This is a genomic window from Subsaximicrobium wynnwilliamsii (assembly GCF_007997225.1).
GTDB classification, from domain to species: Bacteria; Bacteroidota; Bacteroidia; order Flavobacteriales; family Flavobacteriaceae; genus Psychroserpens; species Psychroserpens wynnwilliamsii.
Genome location: NZ_VORM01000026.1, coordinates 1 through 20,493, shown reverse-complemented (window position 1 = coordinate 20,493; position 20,493 = coordinate 1). Strand labels below are relative to the sequence as shown.

Here is a 20,493-nt window from a genome sequence, read left to right as displayed (position 1 = left end):
TATATATGATTACATCAGTAAGCACACATTCGTCAAAGTTACAAAAGGACATTCCTTTTAATAAAATACACGACTTCAAATATGAGATTTACAGTGGTGACTTTGAGCAACAAAGTTTTAGTCTAGAAATTACTTTTAGCCAAAAAATTAAGCGTTTTAGAGATCATGATTGCAAATGGAAAACAGTAGAGTCGAGAGGTATTGCTACTGAGCTTTCTCCTAAGATCCTCCAAATGGCTAATGGTCAAATCATACAGGCCAATCATAAGTGTGGGATATGGGAAGTGTCTCCAAAATTTCCAAATAGCTTGTTCTGGCATTTCAATGCAAAATTAGCACAACCTATTGTCAATTATACCGGTCCCGAAAACTCAAAACTCGTAACATCTGCAGCAAGTGATTTGCATTTGGATGTACCGTTGGCTTTATTGCTTTCGCCAGATGCGGGCATTGAATTGAGTCGATCTAAATTTCCTTTTACCGCCATTGCCTGTTTTACCGATCACTGTGATTTTGACACCTTAGAAAACTTGAAAATACAACGCCAGTTCTTTAAAACCCATCAAATAAAAATTACCAAAGGCTTTTTCTTAAATCAGTTTTCCACAAGAGCCGACAATGCTTCATGGGAGTTGCATAAAGAAGAGTTGGAGAAATGGGTTTTGGATGGACATGAATTAGCTTACCACTCCTTATCCCAATCTATTAAAACGGATTTAGAAAGCTTAAGCGATTTTTTTAAATTCAAAGCGCCGCTAAACGCAATTAAAGTTTGGATTGACCACGGGTATCAACCTTACAACTTTTCGCTTTATAAAAAAATGGGTTTAGAGGAATATGATTTCTCAAACCAACTTTCGTCTCAACATATTAAAACGCTTTGGAATTATATTGACACTGGCACATCTGCCAAAGGCGTTATCAATCAATTAAACCCGAATCATTTTACTTTAAAAAGCTTTTGGGATGGCGTAGAAGGTCTTGGCTTAAAAAAATCAATAAGTTTGATGGTCAAGAACATGTTCTTTCATTATTTTAATGATGACAAGAAAATACAATCCTATAAATTACTGGCGGTTGATGTGAAGGCTTTCTTTATAAATAAGAAATTAAGTGCCCTAGGAAGTTTAATGAAGCATGCTTTTAATATTTTACCTGCCTTTACTAGTGTACTACTTTTTTGGAATTCAAAAAAGACCAATACCTATCCATTGGCAATTTATACGCCGTTACTCTTTAATCATGATATATCTGGCCATACGTTTAAGGTGTTTCAAACTTTGGAAATGGTTGATTTTAAAGCGTCTTTATGTAAAGCCAATATTGACTTATTATGTGAAGAAAAGGGCGTATTTATAGCCCATACCTATTTTTCTGTGCCTTTATCGTACCATCATGGTAGGTTATTAAAGGATCAAAATACAATAGATAAATATGTGAACGCTAATTTCGTGTATCTATCTAAAAAAATTGCGGAGCGAAGTATTTGGAATCCTACATTATCAGAATTTCAAAACTACATTGATATGTATAAAAAAGTTAGCTTTGACTGTGACGAGAAAGGGTTGATATTTGTGAATGGTGACCCAGCAATTGGCGCCAGAAAAGTGAGCGTGTAATGGATTTTTTTTTTACTAAAGATAAAGAGTGGTTAGACAAATGGGATGCCTATGTTGCGGTTAATCCGCGAGCGAGTCATTTGATTTTATCAGATTGGTTGAAATCGTACCTTTCGTATGGTTTCGATTATGAAGTGGGCATTGCGCTTGAAGATGATATTATTATTGGCGGCTTCGGAGTCGTTATCCCAAAAGTGTTATTCTTTAAATTTTATATTATTCCGCATGGCCCTATCGTAACGAGAGGTTATGAGGCCAATTTAGAAACTATTTTAGGGCAAATACGCGCTAGAGCTAAATGGCTTAATTGCTGTTATGTGCAAGTAAGTCTACCAATTTCCAATAATTTTAAAATAAAGAATCATGTTTATTCCAGTGCTGAAGTTCAGAATACTTACCATAAATTTAAAAGAGGTAAACTATTTGACTATGTATATTGTTCTTACGGTCTCAATTGGGTCGATTTTTCTAATTATCTTAAACCCGATGACTATTTAGAGTCTTTATCTCCAAAAGTGCGACGGAACATCAGGCTACCTTATAGAAAAAATACACAAGTTACTTATGCCAATCATATAGCAGAAATAAAGAATGGCTATGCTCTAATTGAAGACAATGCTAAAGAAGCAGGCTATGACATTCGGTCATTTGATGATTTAAAGGACGTTATTTTAAATTTGATCAAGGGTCATCAGGCTTTTTTTATTAATATATATGTTGATGGTGTAATAAAGGCATCGGCTTTTTTTATTATTGCAGCAGGACATCTTACCAATATCATGGGAGGCGTTACTAAGGAAAAGCCTGACATAAAATTGGGATATATGTTACAATGGGAGGCTGTCAAGAGGAGCTTCGAGCTGGGTTTCATTGGCTATAATATTTCCATGGGTGGCTCACAGGGGGTAAAAGATTTTAAAGCGCGCTTTGGTACAGAAGCCATCACCTATGAGAATCCTCATTTTTACAGTGTCATTAGGCCGGCAGTATTTGGAATATTTATTACTATCGAAAAATACATAAAACCTTATAAGCGTAAGATTTCTAGTTTATTATCAAAGCTTCAATGATAAAAAAAATTATCAACAATTTAAAAGTTAGAAGTATACAATCTTATGTCTATAGGATGGAGACTTATGTTCCCTATTTAGAGAAAGAACCATTTAAATTTGATTTAAAAATAGATCGTCAATCTGGTAGATGTACAAAATATTATATAGAAAAAAATGATTTGCTAATTCATCAAAGCTATATTTATAATGAGGTATTTTTACTGCGACTTATAAAAAAACGAGGCCCTGTTATTGGGAATTGTTTTACCCACCCAGAGTTTAGAGGCAAATCCATTTATCCATATGTTATAAATTGTATTGCAAAGAATTCCTTGAATTTAGGAGCAAAAGAAGTTTTCGTGATCGTCAATCAATCCAATGCTGGATCAATTAAGGGTATTGAAAAAGCAGGTTTTGAAAAATATGTATCTATAGATACTAAAAGATGGTTGATTTTTTACATCAAACCGAGAGTTGAATATTCTAAAAATATTTTATCAAAGTGAATAACTTAGAAGCTATTATTAAAACTAGTATATCGTTTAATTTAATTCAAAATGTTTTTAGTATTTAAATTAAACAAGACTTTATTAGAGGCTTTGGAGATGTCAATAAGCGAGCAACAGTTTAAAATCAAGATGATATTTTAATTATGATAATAAATGTTCGAATATTTACTAATAGTTAGAAACCGAGATTAGAGATTAAATTTATTTTATGAGATTAGCAATATTTACTTTAGTGCAACACAGCTTTGAGGATGGTCATTTTTACGGTTACGGCCCTTATGTAAATGAAATGAATTTGTGGGGGCGGTATGTGGACGAGCTAATTGTGGTTGGTATCAAGAAGCCAAACAACGAGGTGGATGCTATTGATACTCCGTATAAGAATAAAAAGATCACATTTGTTCCAGTTCCAAATTTTAATATTTTAGGTCTTTTAGATGTTTTTAAAACCTCATTTAAAGTCCCTTATATTTTTTTCAAATGCATTCAGGTCATGCGTCAGGCAGACCACATTCATTTAAGATGTCCTGCCAATGTGAGTTTGGTCGCTTGTTTTGCACAGATTTTTTTTCCATATAAAAAAAAGTCCACCAAATATGCAGGCAATTGGGACCCCAACAGCAAGCAACCTTGGTCCTACCGTTTGCAGCAAGCTATTTTAAGAAATACTTTCTTAACCCGAAACATGCAGGTGTTGGTTTATGGCGAATGGCCGCACGAAACCAGCAACATCCACCCTTTTATTTCAGCCACCTATCACGAATCTGAAAAGGTAGCGTTTAGTCCCAAGAATTATAGTGACACCTTGCACTTTGTATTTGCCGGTGCCTTGGTGGTGGGGAAACGGCCCTTGTTGACGATTCAAATCATGGAGGCCTTAGATCAAAAAGGGATTCCTGTAAAGCTACATCTCTATGGCGATGGCCCTTTGATGCCAGAATTGCAAGCTTACCTTAAATCACATAAGCTCGAGGCCATTGTTAATTTATATGGAAATCAGGATAAATCTGTTGTGAAAGCGGCTTTAATGGAAGCCCATTTTAATATTTTGCCATCCAAAAGTGAAGGCTGGCCCAAGGCAGTGGCGGAAGGCATGTTTTTTGGCTGTATTCCCATAGCCACCCCTGTTTCCTGTGTCGGCTGGATGTTGGGGGATGGCACTCGTGGTATTTTGATTGCGCCCGATTTGGATGCTGCGGTGGAAGCCATTGTTAAGGCTTTAGAACAGGCTGATTTGGATGCGATGGCTGAAGCGGCTCTGGACTGGTCTCAGCAGTACACGTTTGATCGGTTGGAGGCGGATATTGCGGAGGTTTTGATCCCCTAAATCCCCGAAGGGGACTTGTTGATTGAGGATATTTGATTTATTAATTTGACGGGTGAAGGGTGACCGAAGACTGAAGACTGAGAACGGACAACCGCCAACAGATAACCGATAGGCTTAGTCTCGCTCGCAAGGCGAGCCCTTTAGATGTGCAATAAAAAATAACAATAAACCATAAACAATAGCACCAATGCGCGTATTGCAATTGATAGATAGTTTGGAAGCTGGTGGGGCGGAACGGATGGCGGTTAGTATCGCCAATACACTTTCTGAAAGCATTGAGCGCTCTTATTTATGTGCCACGCGTCAGGAAGGCTTATTGAAGGCTTCTTTGAAACCTGAGGTTTCTTATCTGTTTTTGAATAAAACCGCTAAGATTGATAGCGCTGCCATCATGAAATTGAAGCGCTATATCAAACAGGAGCAGATTAGCATCATTCATGCGCATTCCACTTCTTTTTTTATGGCCACGCTCATGAAATTGTTAAGGCCTGGTTTGAAAATCGTTTGGCATGACCATTATGGCAATAGCGACTATTTGGAAGCCCGCCAATATAAAATGCTTCGACTTTGCTCGCAGTATTTTTCACTGATTTTGAGCGTGAACAGCGTGCTGGAAACTTGGGCAAAAAACCATTTGAAATGTGAACGGGTCAGTTATTTGTCCAATTTTGCAACAGCAGATGCGGCACAAGTTCTACAGACTGAATTAAAAGGAACGCCCGGAAAACGGATCTTGTGCCTGGCTAATTTGAGGCCTCAAAAAGACCATCCTACGCTTTTAAAAGCGTTTGAAATAGTGAATAGCCACCATCCCGATTGGAGCTTGCATTGTGTGGGGCAGGATTTTGAGGATGCCTATGCGCACTCGGTTTACGAACTTGTAAGCCAATTGCAGCTGCAAGAACAGGTGTTTTTCTACGGCAGTTGTCCAGACAGCAGCGCGATTATCCATCAAGCTGATATTGGGGTATTGGCCTCTGCTTCAGAAGGCTTGCCCTTGGCGCTTTTGGAATATGGCTTGGGCGGTTTGCCAATTGTGGCCACCAATGTGGGCGATTGTAGCAGCGTCCTGCCCAAAACCCTTCACGAATTTTTAGTGCCAGCCAATAGTCCCGAGCCTCTGGCGAAGCAACTGATGGTTTTGATTGCGGACGCCGATAAGCGACAGCAAATAGCCAAGTTAGTTAAGGGTTATGTTTTAAAGGAATTTTCAGCACTGGCGGTTCGGGATAAACTGATGACGTTTTATGACAGCCTCTAAAAAAAGCTGTAATTTGCCAAACCAATATTCTTCCACTTATGCAAGCTAAACGCCGCAAGCGTTACCGTTTTACCAATGATACTTATGTGGCCTTGGTTGTGCTGCACATCCTCATGGGGGTGTTTATCAATTTGATTCCGCAGTTCTCAACGGTGTATTTTTCCTTGGTCTGTGCTTTTTTTGTGCTCAAGATCATCGTTACTGGAAAACATGAAAAGCTCATCTGGGTTTTATTTGGTGCATCTTATTTTGTAGCGGCAGAATCCCTATTTCGAATGACCGGTGGCGGCTTGTTTTATGAATTCTCTAAGTACTTTGTGATTTTATTGATGCTGATGGGGATGTTCTTTGATGGCCTTTCTGGCAAAGGCTATCCTTATTTTATTTATTTGATCTTGTTGGTGCCTTCTATTCTCGTCGCCTCAACAACCTTGGGTTACGATCTAAATTTTAGAACCAGTATCGCCTTTGTGTTGAGTGGCCCCGTGTGCTTGGGAGTGTCCGCATTGTATTGTTACGGAAAAAAAGTAAGTATGCAGGTCTTGCTCCAAATTGTGGCTTGTATGAGCTATCCCATCATTACCATGGCCACCCATTTATTTTTATACAATCCGAGTGTGAAAGAGGTGCTGACGAGCACAGGCTCTAACTATGCCACCTCAGGTGGCTTTGGTCCAAATCAAGTATCCACATTATTAGGATTGGGCATGTTCGCCCTGACCGTGCGTTTTTTTATGAAATCGCCCAGTTTATTTTTAAAGCTGTTTAATCTTGTGCTCTTGGCGGCAGTGTCCTTTAGAGCTTTGGTGACCTTGAGTCGCGGTGGTGTTTTAGCAGCCGTTCTTGTTATTGGCGCTTTTCTAGTCATTTATTTTGGGAGGTCGAAGTACCAACAGAAACAACAAATTATAGTTTCTGTTTTACTTTTGCTTTTTGTGTCATTATTGACTTGGGTCATTAGTTTGAACCAATCCAGTGGCTTGGTGGGGAATCGCTATTCAAATGAGGATGCATTGGGTAGGGAAAAAAAGGATGTTTCCACGGGTCGCGTAGATCTTTTTGTTGATGAATTTGCCGGCTTTAAAGAGCACCCCTTTTTAGGCGTTGGCGCCAATGGCATGAAACAGGAGCGCTTGGAGGATACTGGTAAAATCACTGCCTCACACAATGAAATTAGCCGTTTGCTCTCAGAACATGGTATTTTTGGGGTTCTTATCTTGATAATTCTAATTTTCAAACCGCTGGATTTTAGGAGTAGAAACCGTAACAATATCTTTTTTTATTCCTTTTTGGCGTTTTGGTTTGCGACCATTAACCACTCGGCGATGCGTATTGCAGCGCCTGCTTTTATCTATGCACTCGCCCTTTTAAATGTAACCCATGAAAAACCTCCTCTACCTAGGAAACAATTTAAACCGCGCTAATGCCAATGTTTCGGTCATGGGTACTTTGGGGCCTTTGTTGGAACAGGAAGGCTTTGGGCTGATTTATGCGTCTTCCAAATCCAATAAAGTGCTGCGGCTTTGGGATATGGTTTGGACTTTGATTTCTAAGCGCAAGCACGTGGATCTTATCCTCATTGATACCTATAGCACACAAAACTTTTACTATGCGCTGGTAACCTCCCAATTGGCGCGGCTGTTTGGCTTGGGGTACCTGCCCATTTTGCACGGTGGCAATCTGCCAGCTCGGCTTGAAAACAGCCCAAGACTCTCTAGAATGCTCTTTGCGAATGCCAAAGTGAATGTGGCGCCCTCGCTGTATTTGAAGTCGGCTTTTGAAGCGCAGGGCTATACCAACATCTCTTACATCCCCAATAGCATTGCCCTTGATCAATACCCTGTGATTAAAAAGGAGTATGCCCAGCCCAAATTGTTATGGGTGCGCTCTTTTGCGGCACTCTACAACCCTAACATGGCGGTGCAGGTTTTAGCAGGTCTGCGAGCGAAAGGCTATGAGGCTTCCCTATGCATGATAGGGCCAGACAAAGATGGGGCTTTTCAAAACACAAAGGACTTGGCAACGCAGTTGCAGGTTGAAGTTGCATTTACCGGTAAATTAACCAAGCCCGAATGGATCGAAAAATCAAAAGCTTACAACATTTTCATCAATACCAGTACCGTGGATAATATGCCAGTGAGCGTTATTGAGGCCATGGCTCTGGGATTTCCGGTGGTCTCGACCAATGTGGGCGGCATGCCTTATTTGATTGCCGATGGGGAAAACGGGATTTTGGTTGACAATGGCGATGTTGCCGGGATGGTCAATGCGATTGTGGGCTTGTTTGAGGATGAAGGCCGCTTGGAGTTGCTTAGTGCAAATGCTAGGGCGTTTGCTGGGCAGTTTGATTGGTTTGAGGTTAGGGGGCGGTGGATGTCGGTGATTGAAGGGACTTAGGTTGAATAAGACATAAGACTGGAAGGGACGTAAGACTTAGGACTTGGGGATTTTTGATTTACGATTTACGATTTACGATTTTTGATTGGGGATTGGGAATTAAGATGCTAGAATCTAGACAGCTAGAGGCTAGATTTGATTGTGACGAATTTGGGATTAGGTTGAATAAGACATAAGACTGGAAGGGACGTAAGACTTAGGACTTGGGGATTTTTGATTGGGGATTAGGAATTAAGATGCTAGAATCTAGACAGCTAGAGGCTAGACTTGATTGTGACGCATTGGGGATTAGGTTGAATAAGACATAAGACTGGAAGGGACGTAAGACTTAGGACTTGGGGATTTTTGATTGGGGATTAGGAATTAAGATGCTAGAATCTAGACAGCTAGAGGCTAGACTTGATTGTGACGCATTGGGGATTAGGTTGAATAAGACATAAGACTGGAAGGGACGTATGTTTGAAGGGACTTAAGACTGGAAGGGACTTAGGACTTAGGACTTGGGGATTTTTGATTTACGATTTACGATTTTTGATTGGGGATTAGGAATTGAGAATTAAGATGCTAGAATCTAGACAGCTAGAAGCTAGACTTGATTGTGACACGAACCAGCTTGCCTGCTTTTTATAAGAATGAAGAAACTCGCGAGGCAATCCGGATTTTTGTTCGTTCTGCCTGAGGGAGTAATAATTCTCAAATAGAAACTAATTTTAGAATAAGCCATCCGCCGCGGCGGACCGGGGCAAGGCTTATTCGGCATGAGTTAGAAGCTAGAACCTAGAAGCTAGACTTGATTGTGACGTATTGGGGATTAGGTTGAATAAGACATAAGACTGGAAGGGACGTAAGACTTAGGACTTGGGGATTTTTGATTGGGGATTAGGAATTAAGATGCTAGAATCTAGACAGCTAGAAGCTAGACTTGATTGTAACTAATTGGGGTGGTGGTTGGGTTTTATTTTGGCTTTTGTACCCTTATGTTGCCTGCATATTTTATTTCACTTGAGATTTATAATCCTTGTTTGGAAGCGGTTATTATTTTTCCCGCGGATTTCGCAGATTTGCGCGGATGGAAATTTCGAATGGGGTTTATTTTGTGCGTTTCATTTTTGGCGGATTTTGTCGTGTGTCGAAGACATCGGCAATTTTTATAAATCCGTTTTCTTTGTCAACAGCGTAAATCCGTTTGTAGTTTTTGAAAACCAAATAACGATATTGGATTTTTCTTTCTTTGAGTAAGTCTTCTGCTTGTTCGATGTAAGGTGATGTTATCAATTTTCCAGGTGCGCTGATAATTCCTTTAACGAGTTTCGCAGCAATTTTTGAACTTGCTTTCTTTTCGTAGTATTCATAGATTTCGTCCAATTGAATTTCGGCAAATTCAGACCAAATGATTTTGAATGCCATTATTCGTATTTGGCTAAGAGTTCGGCACTGCTTTTATAGCGATTATTGAGGAAGTCTGATTCTGATTGGTCGATTCGTTTATTCAATTCCGCTTGGGTCATAGGGGCAACTCGTTTTTGGTCGGGGGTCATTTTTTGTTGTTCTAATAGTTTTTCGAGTCGGGCAATCGCGTCTTCGCTTTGAAGTTTTAAAAATTCCTGGACAAATTCTATTTTTCGAGTTTCTAAATTCATTTCGATTGACTTTTATCAAAGATACTAAATTATCAAACTCGGTAAGAGGTTTTTTGGTTTGGAGAAATTAAGTGTAAAGCAGTACAAAGTACCAAGATGCTAGACTTGATTGTGACTGATTGGGGATAAGGTTGAATAAGACATAAGACTGGAAGGGACGTAAGACTTAGAACTTGGGGATTTTTGATTTACGATTTACGATTGGGGATTAGGAATTGAGAATTAAGATGCTAGAATATAGACAGTTAGAGGTTAGACTTGATTGTGACGCATTGGGGATTAGGAATTAGGGATTTGGGATTAGTGGAATGATGGTATGGAACCAAGACGCTAGAACCAAGACGCTAGAACCTAGAGGCTAGACTTGATTGTGACGTATTGGGGATTAGGAATTAGGGATTTGGGATTAGTGGAATGATGGTATGGAACAAAGAATTAAGAACCAAGAAGCTAGAGACTAGAAGCTAGACTTGATTGTAACTAATTGGGGTGGTGGTTGGGTTTTATTTTGGCTTTTGTACGCTTATGTTGCCTGCATATTTTATTTCACTTGAGATTTATAATCGATGTTTGGAAGCGGCTATTATTTTTCCCGCGGATTTCGCAGATTTGCGCGGATGGAAATTTCGAATGGGGTTTATTTTGTGGGTTTCATTTTTGGCGGATTTTGTCGTGTGTCGAAGACATCGGCAATTTTTATAAATCCGTTTTCTTTGTCAACAGCGTAAATCAGTTTGTAGTTTTTGAAAACCAAATAACGATATTGGATTTTTCTTTCTTTGAGTAAGTCTTCTGCTTGTCCGATGTAAGGTGATGTTATCAATTTTCCAGGTGCGCTGATAATTCCTTTAACGAGTTTCGCAGCAATTTTTGAACTTGCTTTCTTTTCGTAGTATTCATAGATTTCGTCCAATTGAATTTCGGCAAATTCAGACCAAATGATTTTGAATGCCATTATTCGTATTTGGCTAAGAGTTCGGCACTGCTTTTATAGCGATTATTGAGGAAGTCTGATTCTGATTGGTCGATTCGGTTATTCAATTCCGCTTGGGTCATAGGGGCAAGTCGTTTTTGGTCGGGGGTCATTTTTTGTTGTTCTAATAGTTTTTCGAGTCGGGCAATCGCGTCTTCGCTTTGAAGTTTTAAAAATTCCTGGACAAATTCTATTTTTCGAGTTTCTAAATTCATTTCGATTGACTTTTATCAAAGATACTAAATTATCAAACTCGGTAAGAGGTTTTTTGGTTTGGAGAAATTAAGTGTATAGTAGTACAAAGTACCAAGATGCTAGAAACTAGACAGCTAGAGGCTATATTTGATTGTAACGCATTGGGGATTAGGTTGAATAAGACATAAGACTGGAAGGGACGTAAGACTTAGGACTTGGGGATTTTTGATTTACGATTTACGATTTTTGATTGGGGATTAGGAATTAAGATTTAAGATGCTAGAATCTAGACAGCTAGAGGCTAGATTTGATTGTGACGAATTAGGTATTAGGAATTAGGGATTTGGGATTAGTGGAATGATGGTATGGAACAAAGTATTAAGTACAAAGAATTAAGAAGCTAGAGTCTAGAGTCTAGAGGCTAGACTTGACTCTGACACGAACCAGCTTGCCGGCTTTTAGTCAAAATAATTAAAAAATTCGTAAGGCAATCCGGATTTTTGTTCGTTCTGCCTGAGGGAGTAATAATTCTCAAATAGAAACTAATTTTAGAATAAGCCACCCGCCGCGGCGGGTTGGGGCAAGGCTTATTCGGCACGAATTAGACGCTAGACGCTAGAATCTAGATAGCTAGAGTCTAGAGGCTAGACAGCTAGAAGCTAGACTTGATTGTGACGTATTGGGGATTAGGAATTAGGGATTTGGGATTAGTGGAATGATGGTATGGAATGAAGAAGTTAGAAGGGCGTATTAAGTACAAAGAATCAAGACGCTAGAGACTAGAATCTAGACAGCTAGAGGCTAGACTTGATTGTGACGAATTTGGGATTAGGTTGAATAAGACATAAGACTGGAAGGGACGTAAGACTTAGGACTTGGGGATTTTTGATTTACGATTTACGATTTTTGATTGGGGATTAGGAATTGAGAATTAAGATGCTAGAATCTAGACAGCTAGAAGCTAGACTTGATTGTGACGCATTGGGGATTAGGAATTTGGGATTTGGGATTAGTGGCATGATGGTATGGAATGAAGAAGTTAGAAGGGCGTATTAAGTACAAAGAATCAAGACGCTAGAGACTAGAAGCTAGAACGAAGAATCAAGACGCTAGAGACTAGAAGCTAGAACGAAGAATTAAGACGCTAGAGTCTAGAGACTAGAGACTAGAAGCTAAAAGCTAAAAACCAAAAGCTAAAACACTATTTCATCTTTTGCAATCGATGTAGACCGCGAAAAATAGGCTCAATAGTTTAAGAATTTACCAATTGCAAGTAAGATTTGGGATTATGACGATTTAAAGCTGTTTTTGTGAGACGGTGATGTATAACTTTATATATTTAGACCCTAATTGGGACTATGGGTAAAAAGAAAAATATTCATTTTGAAGTGTCTGAACGCAAGATCCTTTTGCGGCTTATGGATCTCTTTGTGGTATTTTTCGGGCTCTATTGCTTGGAGCTGAGTTCTAGCTTTGACTACCTGCAGATCAGGCCCGATAATTGGTTGGCGCTTGCGGTGCTGGCGGTTTATATTTTGGCTTTTGGGACGGTTTTTGAAATTTATAATCTTCAGAAATCAAGTGAGCTGGATACGGTGTTTCGAAATATTGTTTTGACGGTATCGGTTACGGTGCTGTTTTATATGCTTACGCCGGTATTGACACCGTTCTTGCCCATGAACCGGTTTCAGATCCTGTTCTTTTTTCTGTGCATGGTGTTTAGCCTGTTTGTGTGGCGCTTTGCCTATATCAATTTTGTATCCTCCCCACGGTTTTATAAAAAAGTGCTGCTTGTAGGCGAAATCTCCAACATTGAGAATATTGTGCAGCCCTTAAGACAAATGGATCCCAATTACAAGATCGTTGGCTTTATCAATTGTGAAACGAAAACAGAGGCTTCGGTGAATACTACCGGGCTCATCGAGTTTGAGGGGCATGCCCTTTTGGAGGTTATCAAGGGCGAAAAGGTATCGGAGATTTTAATTGCCACCTATAATTCTGAAATCATTACCACCAGCATTTACCGTGATTTGATCCACTTGTTGGATCGCGGTTTTATCATTAGGGAATATACCCAGGTCTATGAGGAATTGACCCGCCGGGTGCCCATTCAGTTTATTGGGAAGGATTTCTATAAGTTTTTTCCGTTTAGCCGAAGCAATCAAAATACCTTGTATCTTTTTTTCCACCGCTTGTTCGATCTTATTTTTTCGGTAATTGGTTTAGTGTTCGGACTTTGTCTTTTGCCGATCGTGCTCATTGGCAATCTTATGGGCAATAGAGGGCCTGTGTTTTATATCCAAGACCGGGTGGGCAAAAATGGGAAGGTTTTTAAAATTTATAAACTGCGCACTATGGTCACTGATGCGGAAGTATCAGGCGCCAAATGGGCACAGAAAGATGATGTGCGCATCACGCGTTTCGGTAAGTTTTTGAGACGCTCCAGATTGGATGAGGTTCCGCAGTTCATGAACGTGCTCAAAGCGGAGATGAGTATTATAGGTCCCAGACCCGAGCGTCCGTTTTTTGTGAGGGAATTGGCTGGGGTCGTCCCCTTCTACGAAACCCGACATATCGTAAAACCCGGACTCACAGGCTGGGCACAAGTGAACACGCGCTACGGGGCTTCGGTGGATGATAGTTTGACCAAACTGCAGTACGACCTCTATTACATCAAGCACCGGAGTCTGTTTCTGGATCTCAATATTGTGGTCAAGACGTTTAGTACGATTATTTATTATCGGGGACAGTAGTTAGTTGTTAGTGGGTAGTTGGTAGTGGGGAGTAGGTAGTAGGTAGTAGGTAGTGGGTAGTTTGCAGTTTACAGTCTGCAGTCTTCGGTCTATTTTCTTTCGTCTTCAGTCGCAGTCTTCAGTTTTCAGTCGCAATTTGCAGTCGCAGTTTTCCGTCTTCGGTCTTCCGTCTCCGGTCTCCTTTCTTTCGTCTTCAGTCGCAGTCGCAGTTTTCCGTCTTCCGTCTCCCGTCTCCGGTCTCCTTTCTTTCATCTTCATCTTCATCTTCATCCTCCGTCTCCCGTCTCCGGTCTCCTTTCTTTCATCTTCGTCTTCATCTTCATCTTCATCTTCGTCTTCATCTTCATCCTCCGTCTCCCGTCTCCGGTCTCCTTTCTTTCGTCTTCATCTTCATCTTCATCTTCCGTCTCCCGTCTCCGGTCTCCTTTCTTTCATCTTCATCTTCATCTTCATCTTCCGTCTCCCGTCTCCGGTCTCCTCTCTTTCGTCTTCATCTTCATCTTCATCTTCATCTTCGTTCTCGTCTTCCGCGTAGCGTCAAACTCTTTCTTTTCGGAAAAAACCAATCAGCAATACGAAGATCATCACGAATATGGCGATGCGTGCGATGTAGTCGCCGGCGAGGACGTAGAAGGTTTCTTTTTCGTTGACGATGAGACTGCCGGAGAGGGCGCCTTTTTGTCCGTAGGCCAATTGTTTTGTGATTTGGCCTTTGGCGTTGATGATGGCACTGATTCCGGTATTGGCGCTTCTGGCGATGGCACGACGGGTTTCTATGGCGCGCAAACGGGCGAGGCTTAAATGTTGTTTGTGACCTTGGGTCTCGCCCCACCAGGCATCGTTGGTGATGATGGTCAGGAAATTGGCGCCGTTTCTTACGTAGCCGGTTACAAATTCGCCATAAACCGATTCGTAACAAATGATGGGTGCTGCCTTGAATTTTCCGTTGGAGGATGTGAATACCCCTCGGTAATCCTGGGTGGTTTTCATGGAAACGGTGCCACCCAAATCAATCATGGCATCGCCAATTAAGGGTTTCAGAATGCTTTGGTAGGGGAAATTCTCAACCCCTACCACCAACTTGGACTTGTTGTACTGCGCAACGCTGTCTGAAGTATTGATGAATATCGCGGAATTATAATCATTGTACCAAGTGTTGGCACCGTACTGATTGGTTTGCGGGCCCACACGCTCGGGGTCGTGAAAATCGTCTATAAAGGAAATGCCGGTAAGCAAATTGATTTGCGGGTGCGCGGAAACATACTGCTGTAACTTATTTTTTAATAGGGATTTGTCAAATTGAGGCAAACGGATGCTCTGTGCAAAATAGGTTTCGGGCGCAATGACAAAATCGGTGGAATCGCTGATTTTGGAGTCGGATAAGTCTTTGAACAGTTCGGCAAACTTGAGGTTGGAGACCTTGTATTTTTCCGAATAGGGATCAATATTCGGTTGTAGCGCGATGATGTTTACGGTTTCGCCTTCTTCCTCATAGTTGTAATAGATGACCAATGAAATGGCTATAGGTACGATGATGAATGCGGCCGTCTTCAGCAAAACCGATTTTAAAAGCGTTTTTGAGCCTGCTTTCCTATAGGCCAATACGCCTTTGAAGACGAGTACATTTACCAGCCACACCCAAAGCGTTCCGCCAAAAGTGCCGGTGTATTCGTACCATTGGATCCAAGAGATGTACTCTGAAAACCCATTGCCCAGATTGAGCCAGGGCCATGAAAATTCCCAAGCGAGGTGCATTTTCTCAAAGCTTATCCAAAGGGCAACCAAAAACAAGAGCGATCGGTTTAGCGATTGGCGTCGCGAGTAATAGTGGTAGAGCAGGATGAGTGCCGCCATCAATGCTGAATTTACCAAAACCGCAAAACTGGCGCCAAACAAATCGGCATGCCTTAGCCAACTTGTGGTCACGAGGTTCCAGATGAAAAATGTGAGGTAGGAGGCTGCAAATATTTTTAAGCCTTTGCGTTTGCTGTCACTGTGTCGCCATTGCTGTTCGGCCAACAATAAGGGCACGAAGGCAAAAAAGAGCAAGAGCGGAAACCCGTAGGTTGGCCAAGCTAGGGCAAGTAGTAATCCGGATATGAGGGCGAGTAGAAATTTGTTCACTATCTAAAGATGCTAAAGTCAAGTTTTAATGAGAATACATTGGAATATAAGGCGGCACTTTGGTCGCCAATATCGGTAAAGGCATAGTCAATTTGAATGCCTCTATATTTGAAACCTAAGCCCAGACTAGGCTGAAAGCTTAGACTCTCTGTATTGTCCAATTGGAGTTCGTTCTGAAAATTCCCTGCGCCGGCTCTTAGAAACACCAAATCGGTATAGCCAAATTCAAAGCCCAGGGCCGGATTGATACTGGCCACGGAGGTGGAAATGATGTCATTGGTTTCGGCAAACCGCACGTTGAGGTCAAAGGAGGTTAGTAAGGAGTAATCGTAATGGAAGACGAATTTTTTTGAGAGTCCGATTTGTAATTTCGGAAGCGTGAGCTCGGTACTTTCTGGCACCGTTTGATTTTGGCCTTCCACCGCGTTTTGGATGTCGGCTAATTTTTCATCATCAAAGCTCCAGGCATTGAAGGTGGTGGTAATGTCACGGGCCATGATGCCAAATTTCCAGTCGTTTTTAGACTGAAACTGAATGCCAGCATCCAGACCAAAGCCCCAAGACGAGGCGAAGTCGCCAATAATGCGTCGCACCACCTTGGCATTCACACCATAGCTGAAACCGTCCAGCGGCAAGCGTCTGGCGTAAGAAAAAGTAAGTGCATAATCGGCAGTTGAAAAGAGGCTTACCCTGTCGTAATTGATGTTCCCTTGGTCGTCAATCAATTGTGTGGTATCCAGAATGTCATCCACCCCAAAACGAATCAAGGAGAAGCCCACCGCACTTTTATCGTCTAAAGGTTTTGCAAAGGCGATGTAGTTGTAATTGGCAATATTGGCGAAGTAACTGGAGTGAAAAAGTGCCAATTGGTTGTCTTCCAAATTGACCAGGCCGGCAGGATTCCAATAGCCCGCATTCACATCGGAAGTATGGGAGGACACTGCATTGCTCATGCCCAAAGCCGCTGCATCCACACCAATGTTTAAAAACTCATTGGAGTATTTACGGGTGGTTTGAGCGGTACTTAGCAACGAGATCATGGATAATACAATGATAGCGTAATATTTCAATAGCTAAAATTTTTTACAAAGATGCACAATAATTTTCATCTATTTAACTGTAAAGGAAGGCCATTATTGCACATGTAAGCTGTTAGTCACAAATAGTTTGCTATTTTTACACCCACTAAACATACGTCTGTGAAAAAATTCATACCCAATTTTGTGACCTTGCTCAATCTCTTCAGCGGAAGTATTGCAGTGTTATTTGCAGTTTACAACAATTTTGTGGCGGCAGCCATCTTCGTTTTTCTAGGTATTTTCTTTGATTTCTTCGACGGATTGTTAGCCAGAAAGTTGAACGTGCAGAGCGATTTGGGGATTCAATTGGATTCACTCGCCGATATGGTGACCAGCGGTTTGGTGCCCGGCATTGTGATGTTCAAATTGCTAGCCATTAGCTTGGATACCGAAGAACTATCAACTGCCAAGGAGTGGAGCAGCGACTTTGAATTTAGCAGTGTGCACATGCCAGTTTTAGCACTCAGCGGACTCTTTATCACACTCGCTTCCGCCTACCGTTTGGCCAAGTTCAATATTGATGAAGACCAACAGACCTATTTCAAAGGCCTACCAACACCGGCAAATGCCCTGCTTATCTTGTCTTTGCCACTCATTTTGGAGTTTCAGAATAGCAATCTCATTACCGAAATTATCATCAATCCGTGGTTTCTGATCATACTGACCTTACTGAGCTGCTATTTGCTCAACGCCGACATTAAATTATTCGCCCTGAAATTTAAAGACTATAGTTTCAAACGGAATGTGGTGCGTTATGGTTTTATCATGTTCACTTTAGTCATGGTGGTACTGTTTCAATTTATTGCAATTCCCATTGTGATCTTGGGCTATTTCTTAACCTCCATGCTATTTAAATCGCTTACTGCGGAATGAAGGGTTTTGAAATTCAAGGTTCAGGATTCAAGGTTTAAAATTCAAGGTTCAAAATTCAAAGTTCAAGACCTACTTACCTAACGGCAGGCAGGTTCAAAGTTCAAAATAACAGATTCACAACTTAACAATAAACAACAACATGGCTTCAGGATTTTTTGCGCTTTTTGATGATATTGGTGCTCTTATGGACGATGTGGCGGCCATGAGCAAGATCACTACCAAGAAAACCGCGGGTATTCTGGGCGATGACTTGGCCGTAAATGCTGAAAAAGCGTCGGGCTTTGTATCCTCACGCGAGATACCGGTTTTATGGGCCATAACCAAAGGCTCGTTTTTGAACAAGCTTATCATCCTCCCCATTGCGTTTTTGCTGAGTGCCTTTTTACCAACAGGCGTGACCGTTATTCTCATATTAGGCGGGGTCTATCTCGCTTATGAAGGTGCGGAAAAAATTTATGAGTATTTTGTGCCACACCATCCCAAAGGCGAAGAGACCTCAAGGTTGGAACAAGCGGAACTGCCTAAAGAAGAAATTCTTGCCATTGAGGAAGACAAGATCAAATCGGCCATTCTTACCGATTTCATCCTTTCGGTTGAAATCGTGATCATTGCGCTTGGCACGGTGGTAGGTAGGGAATTGTTGTTTCAAATCATTGTGGTTTCCATAGTGGCCATCATCGCCACCGTTGGGGTCTATGGCATTGTGGCGCTCATTGTGCGTATGGACGATTTGGGCTACAAGCTCATGAAACTCAATCAAGACAAAAAAGGATTTTTCTATAGTATTGGTAACTTCTTGGTTATGGCATTGCCCAAAATAGTCAAAAGCCTTAGCGTGATTGGTACCATCGCTTTGCTCTTGGTGTCCGGAGGAATTTTTGTGCACAACTTGGAGTTTATGCATCACTTTTTGGAGAGCATCCCCTCTTTCATCCGTGATTTCATTGTGGGCTTGGCAGTTGGTGCTGTGGCTTTGGTTTTGATGATGGGCGCTAAGAAGGTGTATGGGATGGTTAAGGGGTGAAGGTTGCTTTTTACGGGCAATCGCCTCACTCTGCTGTGATTGTTGGTGGAAAACACCAACAATGGCTTTGCTGGAACCGGAATTTCGAATTAAAAAAAGCTTATTTATTCTCTAAACAGTATGTTTTAAAACCGTAAACCTGCGTGCTGATTTGTTCGTGGTTGAGCTGCCGATGTTGGTGTTTTCCACCAACATCTTCTCGTTAACCGGGATTGTGGATCATGCAAAGGATAAAATGGTTTCCAAAAATCTGTTCGAATTATAGTGTTTCAGTGAAACCTGTCATATAACTTCCTTCAAATAAATAGATAATTTTGATTTAAGTCATCCTTGGTCTCACTCTGCTGTGATTGTTGGTGGAAAACACCAACAATGGCTTCGCTGGATATGGAATTTCGAATTGAAAAAAACCTGTTATTCTCTAAACAGTATGTCTCAAAGCCGTAAACCTGCGTGCTGGTTTTGTTTATGGTCGAGTTGCCGATGTTGGTGTTTTCCACCAACATCTTCTCGTTCACTGGGATTGTGGATCATGCAAAGGATAAAATGGTTTGCAAAAATCTGTTTGAATTATAGTGGTTCAGTGAAACCTGTCATTTAACTTCCTTCAAATAAATAGATAATTTCGATTTAAGTCATCCTTGGTCTCACTCGGTTGTGATTGTTGGTGGAAAACACCAACAATTGCTTTGCCGGAATCAGATTCTCGCTAAAACGAGCTTGTTTATTCTAGAAATGGTTTGTTTTGAAACCATAAACCTGCGTGCTGGTTTCGTTCGTGGTTGAGCTGCCGATGTTGGTGTTTTCCACCAACATCTTCTCGTTAACCGGGATTGTGGTTCAATCTGGCATTTCAACTTCCGTCAAAGAGGTAAGGAAATCTGTAAAATAGTCTATTTTTAGTTTTTTTATTTGCGGTGGGATCACTCGGTTGGGATTGTTGGTGGAAAACACCAACAATGGCTTCGCTGGAACCGGAATTTCGAATTAAAAAAAGCTTATTTATTCTCTAAACAGTATGTTTTGAAACCGTAAACCTGCGTGCTGGTTTCGTTTATGGTCGAGCTGCCGATGTTGGTGTTTTCCACCAACATCTTCTCGTTCACTGGGATTATGGATCATGCAAAGGATAAAATGGTTTGCAAAAATCTGTTTGAATTATAGTGGTTCAGTGAAACCTGTCATTTAACTTCCTTCAAATAAATAGATAATTTCGATTTAAGTTAACCCTGGTCTTACTCTGCTGGGATTGTTGGTGGAAAACACCAACAATGGCTTCGCTGAATTCATGATTTCGATTCAATTCATCCTTGGCTTCACTCGGTCGGTGCTGTTGGTGGGAAACATCAAAGATGGCATTGCGGTTGAAATTGGATTTAGTTTTTTATGTGAGCATTCGTCTCACTCTGCTGTGATTGTTGGTGGAAAACACCAACAATGGCTTTGCTGGAACCGGAATTTCGAATTAAAAAAAGCTTATTTATTCTCTAAACAGTATGTTTTGAAACCGTAAACCTGCGTGCTGGTTTTGTTCATGGTCGAGCTGCCGATGTTGGTGTTTTCCACCAACATCTTCTCGCTGAGTTGAAATTTATTGGGAACAATCCTTTCTGAGGAGCCTTAGAGTTCGCAATGCGGTAATTCCTAAAAGAGTTTTCGTATTTTTA

17 protein-coding genes are annotated in these 20,493 nt (G+C 41.1%); 10 read left to right on the top strand and 7 right to left on the bottom strand.

The annotated features are described in order from the left end of the window. Positions 1–5: 5 nt before the first annotated feature. From ESY88_RS17065 to ESY88_RS17035, 7 genes are all read left to right on the top strand, one after another. Positions 6–1,619: a hypothetical protein gene (locus ESY88_RS17065; protein WP_147087855.1), complete on the top strand. Its 1,614-nt coding sequence runs from the start codon at positions 6–8 to the stop codon at positions 1,617–1,619. After that, positions 1,619–2,689 (top strand): lipid II:glycine glycyltransferase FemX, encoded by a 1,071-nt coding sequence (locus ESY88_RS17060; protein WP_147087852.1) that lies wholly within the window; start codon positions 1,619–1,621, stop codon positions 2,687–2,689. Before ESY88_RS17065 ends, ESY88_RS17060 begins: the two co-directional genes overlap by 1 nt. Continuing rightward, on the top strand, positions 2,686–3,177 hold the full coding sequence (locus ESY88_RS17055; protein ID WP_147087849.1) for a GNAT family N-acetyltransferase: 492 nt from the start codon (positions 2,686–2,688) through the stop codon (positions 3,175–3,177). The genes ESY88_RS17060 and ESY88_RS17055 overlap by 4 nt, the downstream gene beginning before the upstream one ends. Positions 3,178–3,388: 211 nt before the next feature. Next, positions 3,389–4,507 (top strand): glycosyltransferase family 4 protein, encoded by a 1,119-nt coding sequence (locus tag ESY88_RS17050; RefSeq protein ID WP_147087847.1) that lies wholly within the window; start codon positions 3,389–3,391, stop codon positions 4,505–4,507. Positions 4,508–4,694: 187 nt separating this feature from the next. Then, a complete protein-coding gene (locus ESY88_RS17045) occupies positions 4,695–5,768 on the top strand; it encodes a glycosyltransferase (RefSeq protein ID WP_147087844.1) in 1,074 nt (357 codons plus the stop codon). Between the two features lie 38 nt (positions 5,769–5,806). Next, entirely contained in the window at positions 5,807–7,192 is a 1,386-nt protein-coding gene (locus ESY88_RS17040) for an O-antigen ligase family protein (protein WP_147087841.1), read from the top strand. Further along, entirely contained in the window at positions 7,149–8,165 is a 1,017-nt protein-coding gene (locus tag ESY88_RS17035; RefSeq protein WP_147087839.1) for a glycosyltransferase family 4 protein, read from the top strand. Before ESY88_RS17040 ends, ESY88_RS17035 begins: the two co-directional genes overlap by 44 nt. Positions 8,166–9,254: 1,089 nt before the next feature. Here ESY88_RS17035 and ESY88_RS17030 read toward each other — a convergent pair. The 4 genes from ESY88_RS17030 to ESY88_RS17015 form a co-directional block, all read right to left on the bottom strand. Next, complete coding sequence (locus ESY88_RS17030) at positions 9,255–9,572, bottom strand: type II toxin-antitoxin system RelE/ParE family toxin (protein ID WP_147087836.1); 318 nt, start codon at positions 9,570–9,572, stop codon at positions 9,255–9,257. Continuing rightward, on the bottom strand, positions 9,572–9,805 hold the full coding sequence (locus ESY88_RS17025; RefSeq protein ID WP_147087833.1) for a hypothetical protein: 234 nt from the start codon (positions 9,803–9,805) through the stop codon (positions 9,572–9,574). The genes ESY88_RS17030 and ESY88_RS17025 overlap by 1 nt, the downstream gene beginning before the upstream one ends. 637 nt (positions 9,806–10,442) lie before the next feature. After that, positions 10,443–10,760, bottom strand: coding sequence for a type II toxin-antitoxin system RelE/ParE family toxin (locus ESY88_RS17020; protein ID WP_147087832.1), 318 nt, complete (start codon positions 10,758–10,760; stop codon positions 10,443–10,445). Then, a complete protein-coding gene (locus tag ESY88_RS17015; RefSeq protein ID WP_147087829.1) occupies positions 10,760–10,993 on the bottom strand; it encodes a hypothetical protein in 234 nt (77 codons plus the stop codon). The genes ESY88_RS17020 and ESY88_RS17015 overlap by 1 nt, the downstream gene beginning before the upstream one ends. A 1,338-nt stretch (positions 10,994–12,331) precedes the next feature. Here ESY88_RS17015 and ESY88_RS17010 point away from each other — a divergent pair. Then, entirely contained in the window at positions 12,332–13,726 is a 1,395-nt protein-coding gene (locus tag ESY88_RS17010) for a sugar transferase (protein ID WP_147087826.1), read from the top strand. A gap of 537 nt (positions 13,727–14,263) precedes the next feature. On the opposite strand, the gene lnt is transcribed toward ESY88_RS17010, so the two are convergent. Both lnt and ESY88_RS17000 read right to left on the bottom strand, forming a co-directional pair. Then, positions 14,264–15,850 (bottom strand): apolipoprotein N-acyltransferase, encoded by a 1,587-nt coding sequence (gene lnt, locus ESY88_RS17005; protein WP_147087824.1) that lies wholly within the window; start codon positions 15,848–15,850, stop codon positions 14,264–14,266. Beyond that, the gene (locus ESY88_RS17000) at positions 15,850–16,890 is read right to left on the bottom strand and encodes a putative type IX sorting system protein PorV2 (protein WP_147087924.1); all 1,041 of its coding nucleotides are present in this window, start codon (positions 16,888–16,890) and stop codon (positions 15,850–15,852) included. The genes lnt and ESY88_RS17000 overlap by 1 nt, the downstream gene beginning before the upstream one ends. Positions 16,891–17,049: 159 nt before the next feature. Here ESY88_RS17000 and ESY88_RS16995 point away from each other — a divergent pair, with 159 nt between their 5' ends. Then, positions 17,050–17,802: a CDP-alcohol phosphatidyltransferase family protein gene (locus tag ESY88_RS16995; RefSeq protein ID WP_147087821.1), complete on the top strand. Its 753-nt coding sequence runs from the start codon at positions 17,050–17,052 to the stop codon at positions 17,800–17,802. Positions 17,803–17,941: 139 nt separating this feature from the next. Further along, positions 17,942–18,826, top strand: a complete 885-nt coding sequence (locus ESY88_RS16990; protein WP_147087818.1) for a DUF808 domain-containing protein — start codon at positions 17,942–17,944, stop codon at positions 18,824–18,826. A 296-nt stretch (positions 18,827–19,122) separates the two neighbouring features. Here the strand turns inward: ESY88_RS16990 and ESY88_RS21180 are convergent, their stop codons facing one another. Next, positions 19,123–19,344, bottom strand: coding sequence for a hypothetical protein (locus ESY88_RS21180; RefSeq protein ID WP_189702642.1), 222 nt, complete (start codon positions 19,342–19,344; stop codon positions 19,123–19,125). Positions 19,345–20,493: the final 1,149 nt, after the last annotated feature.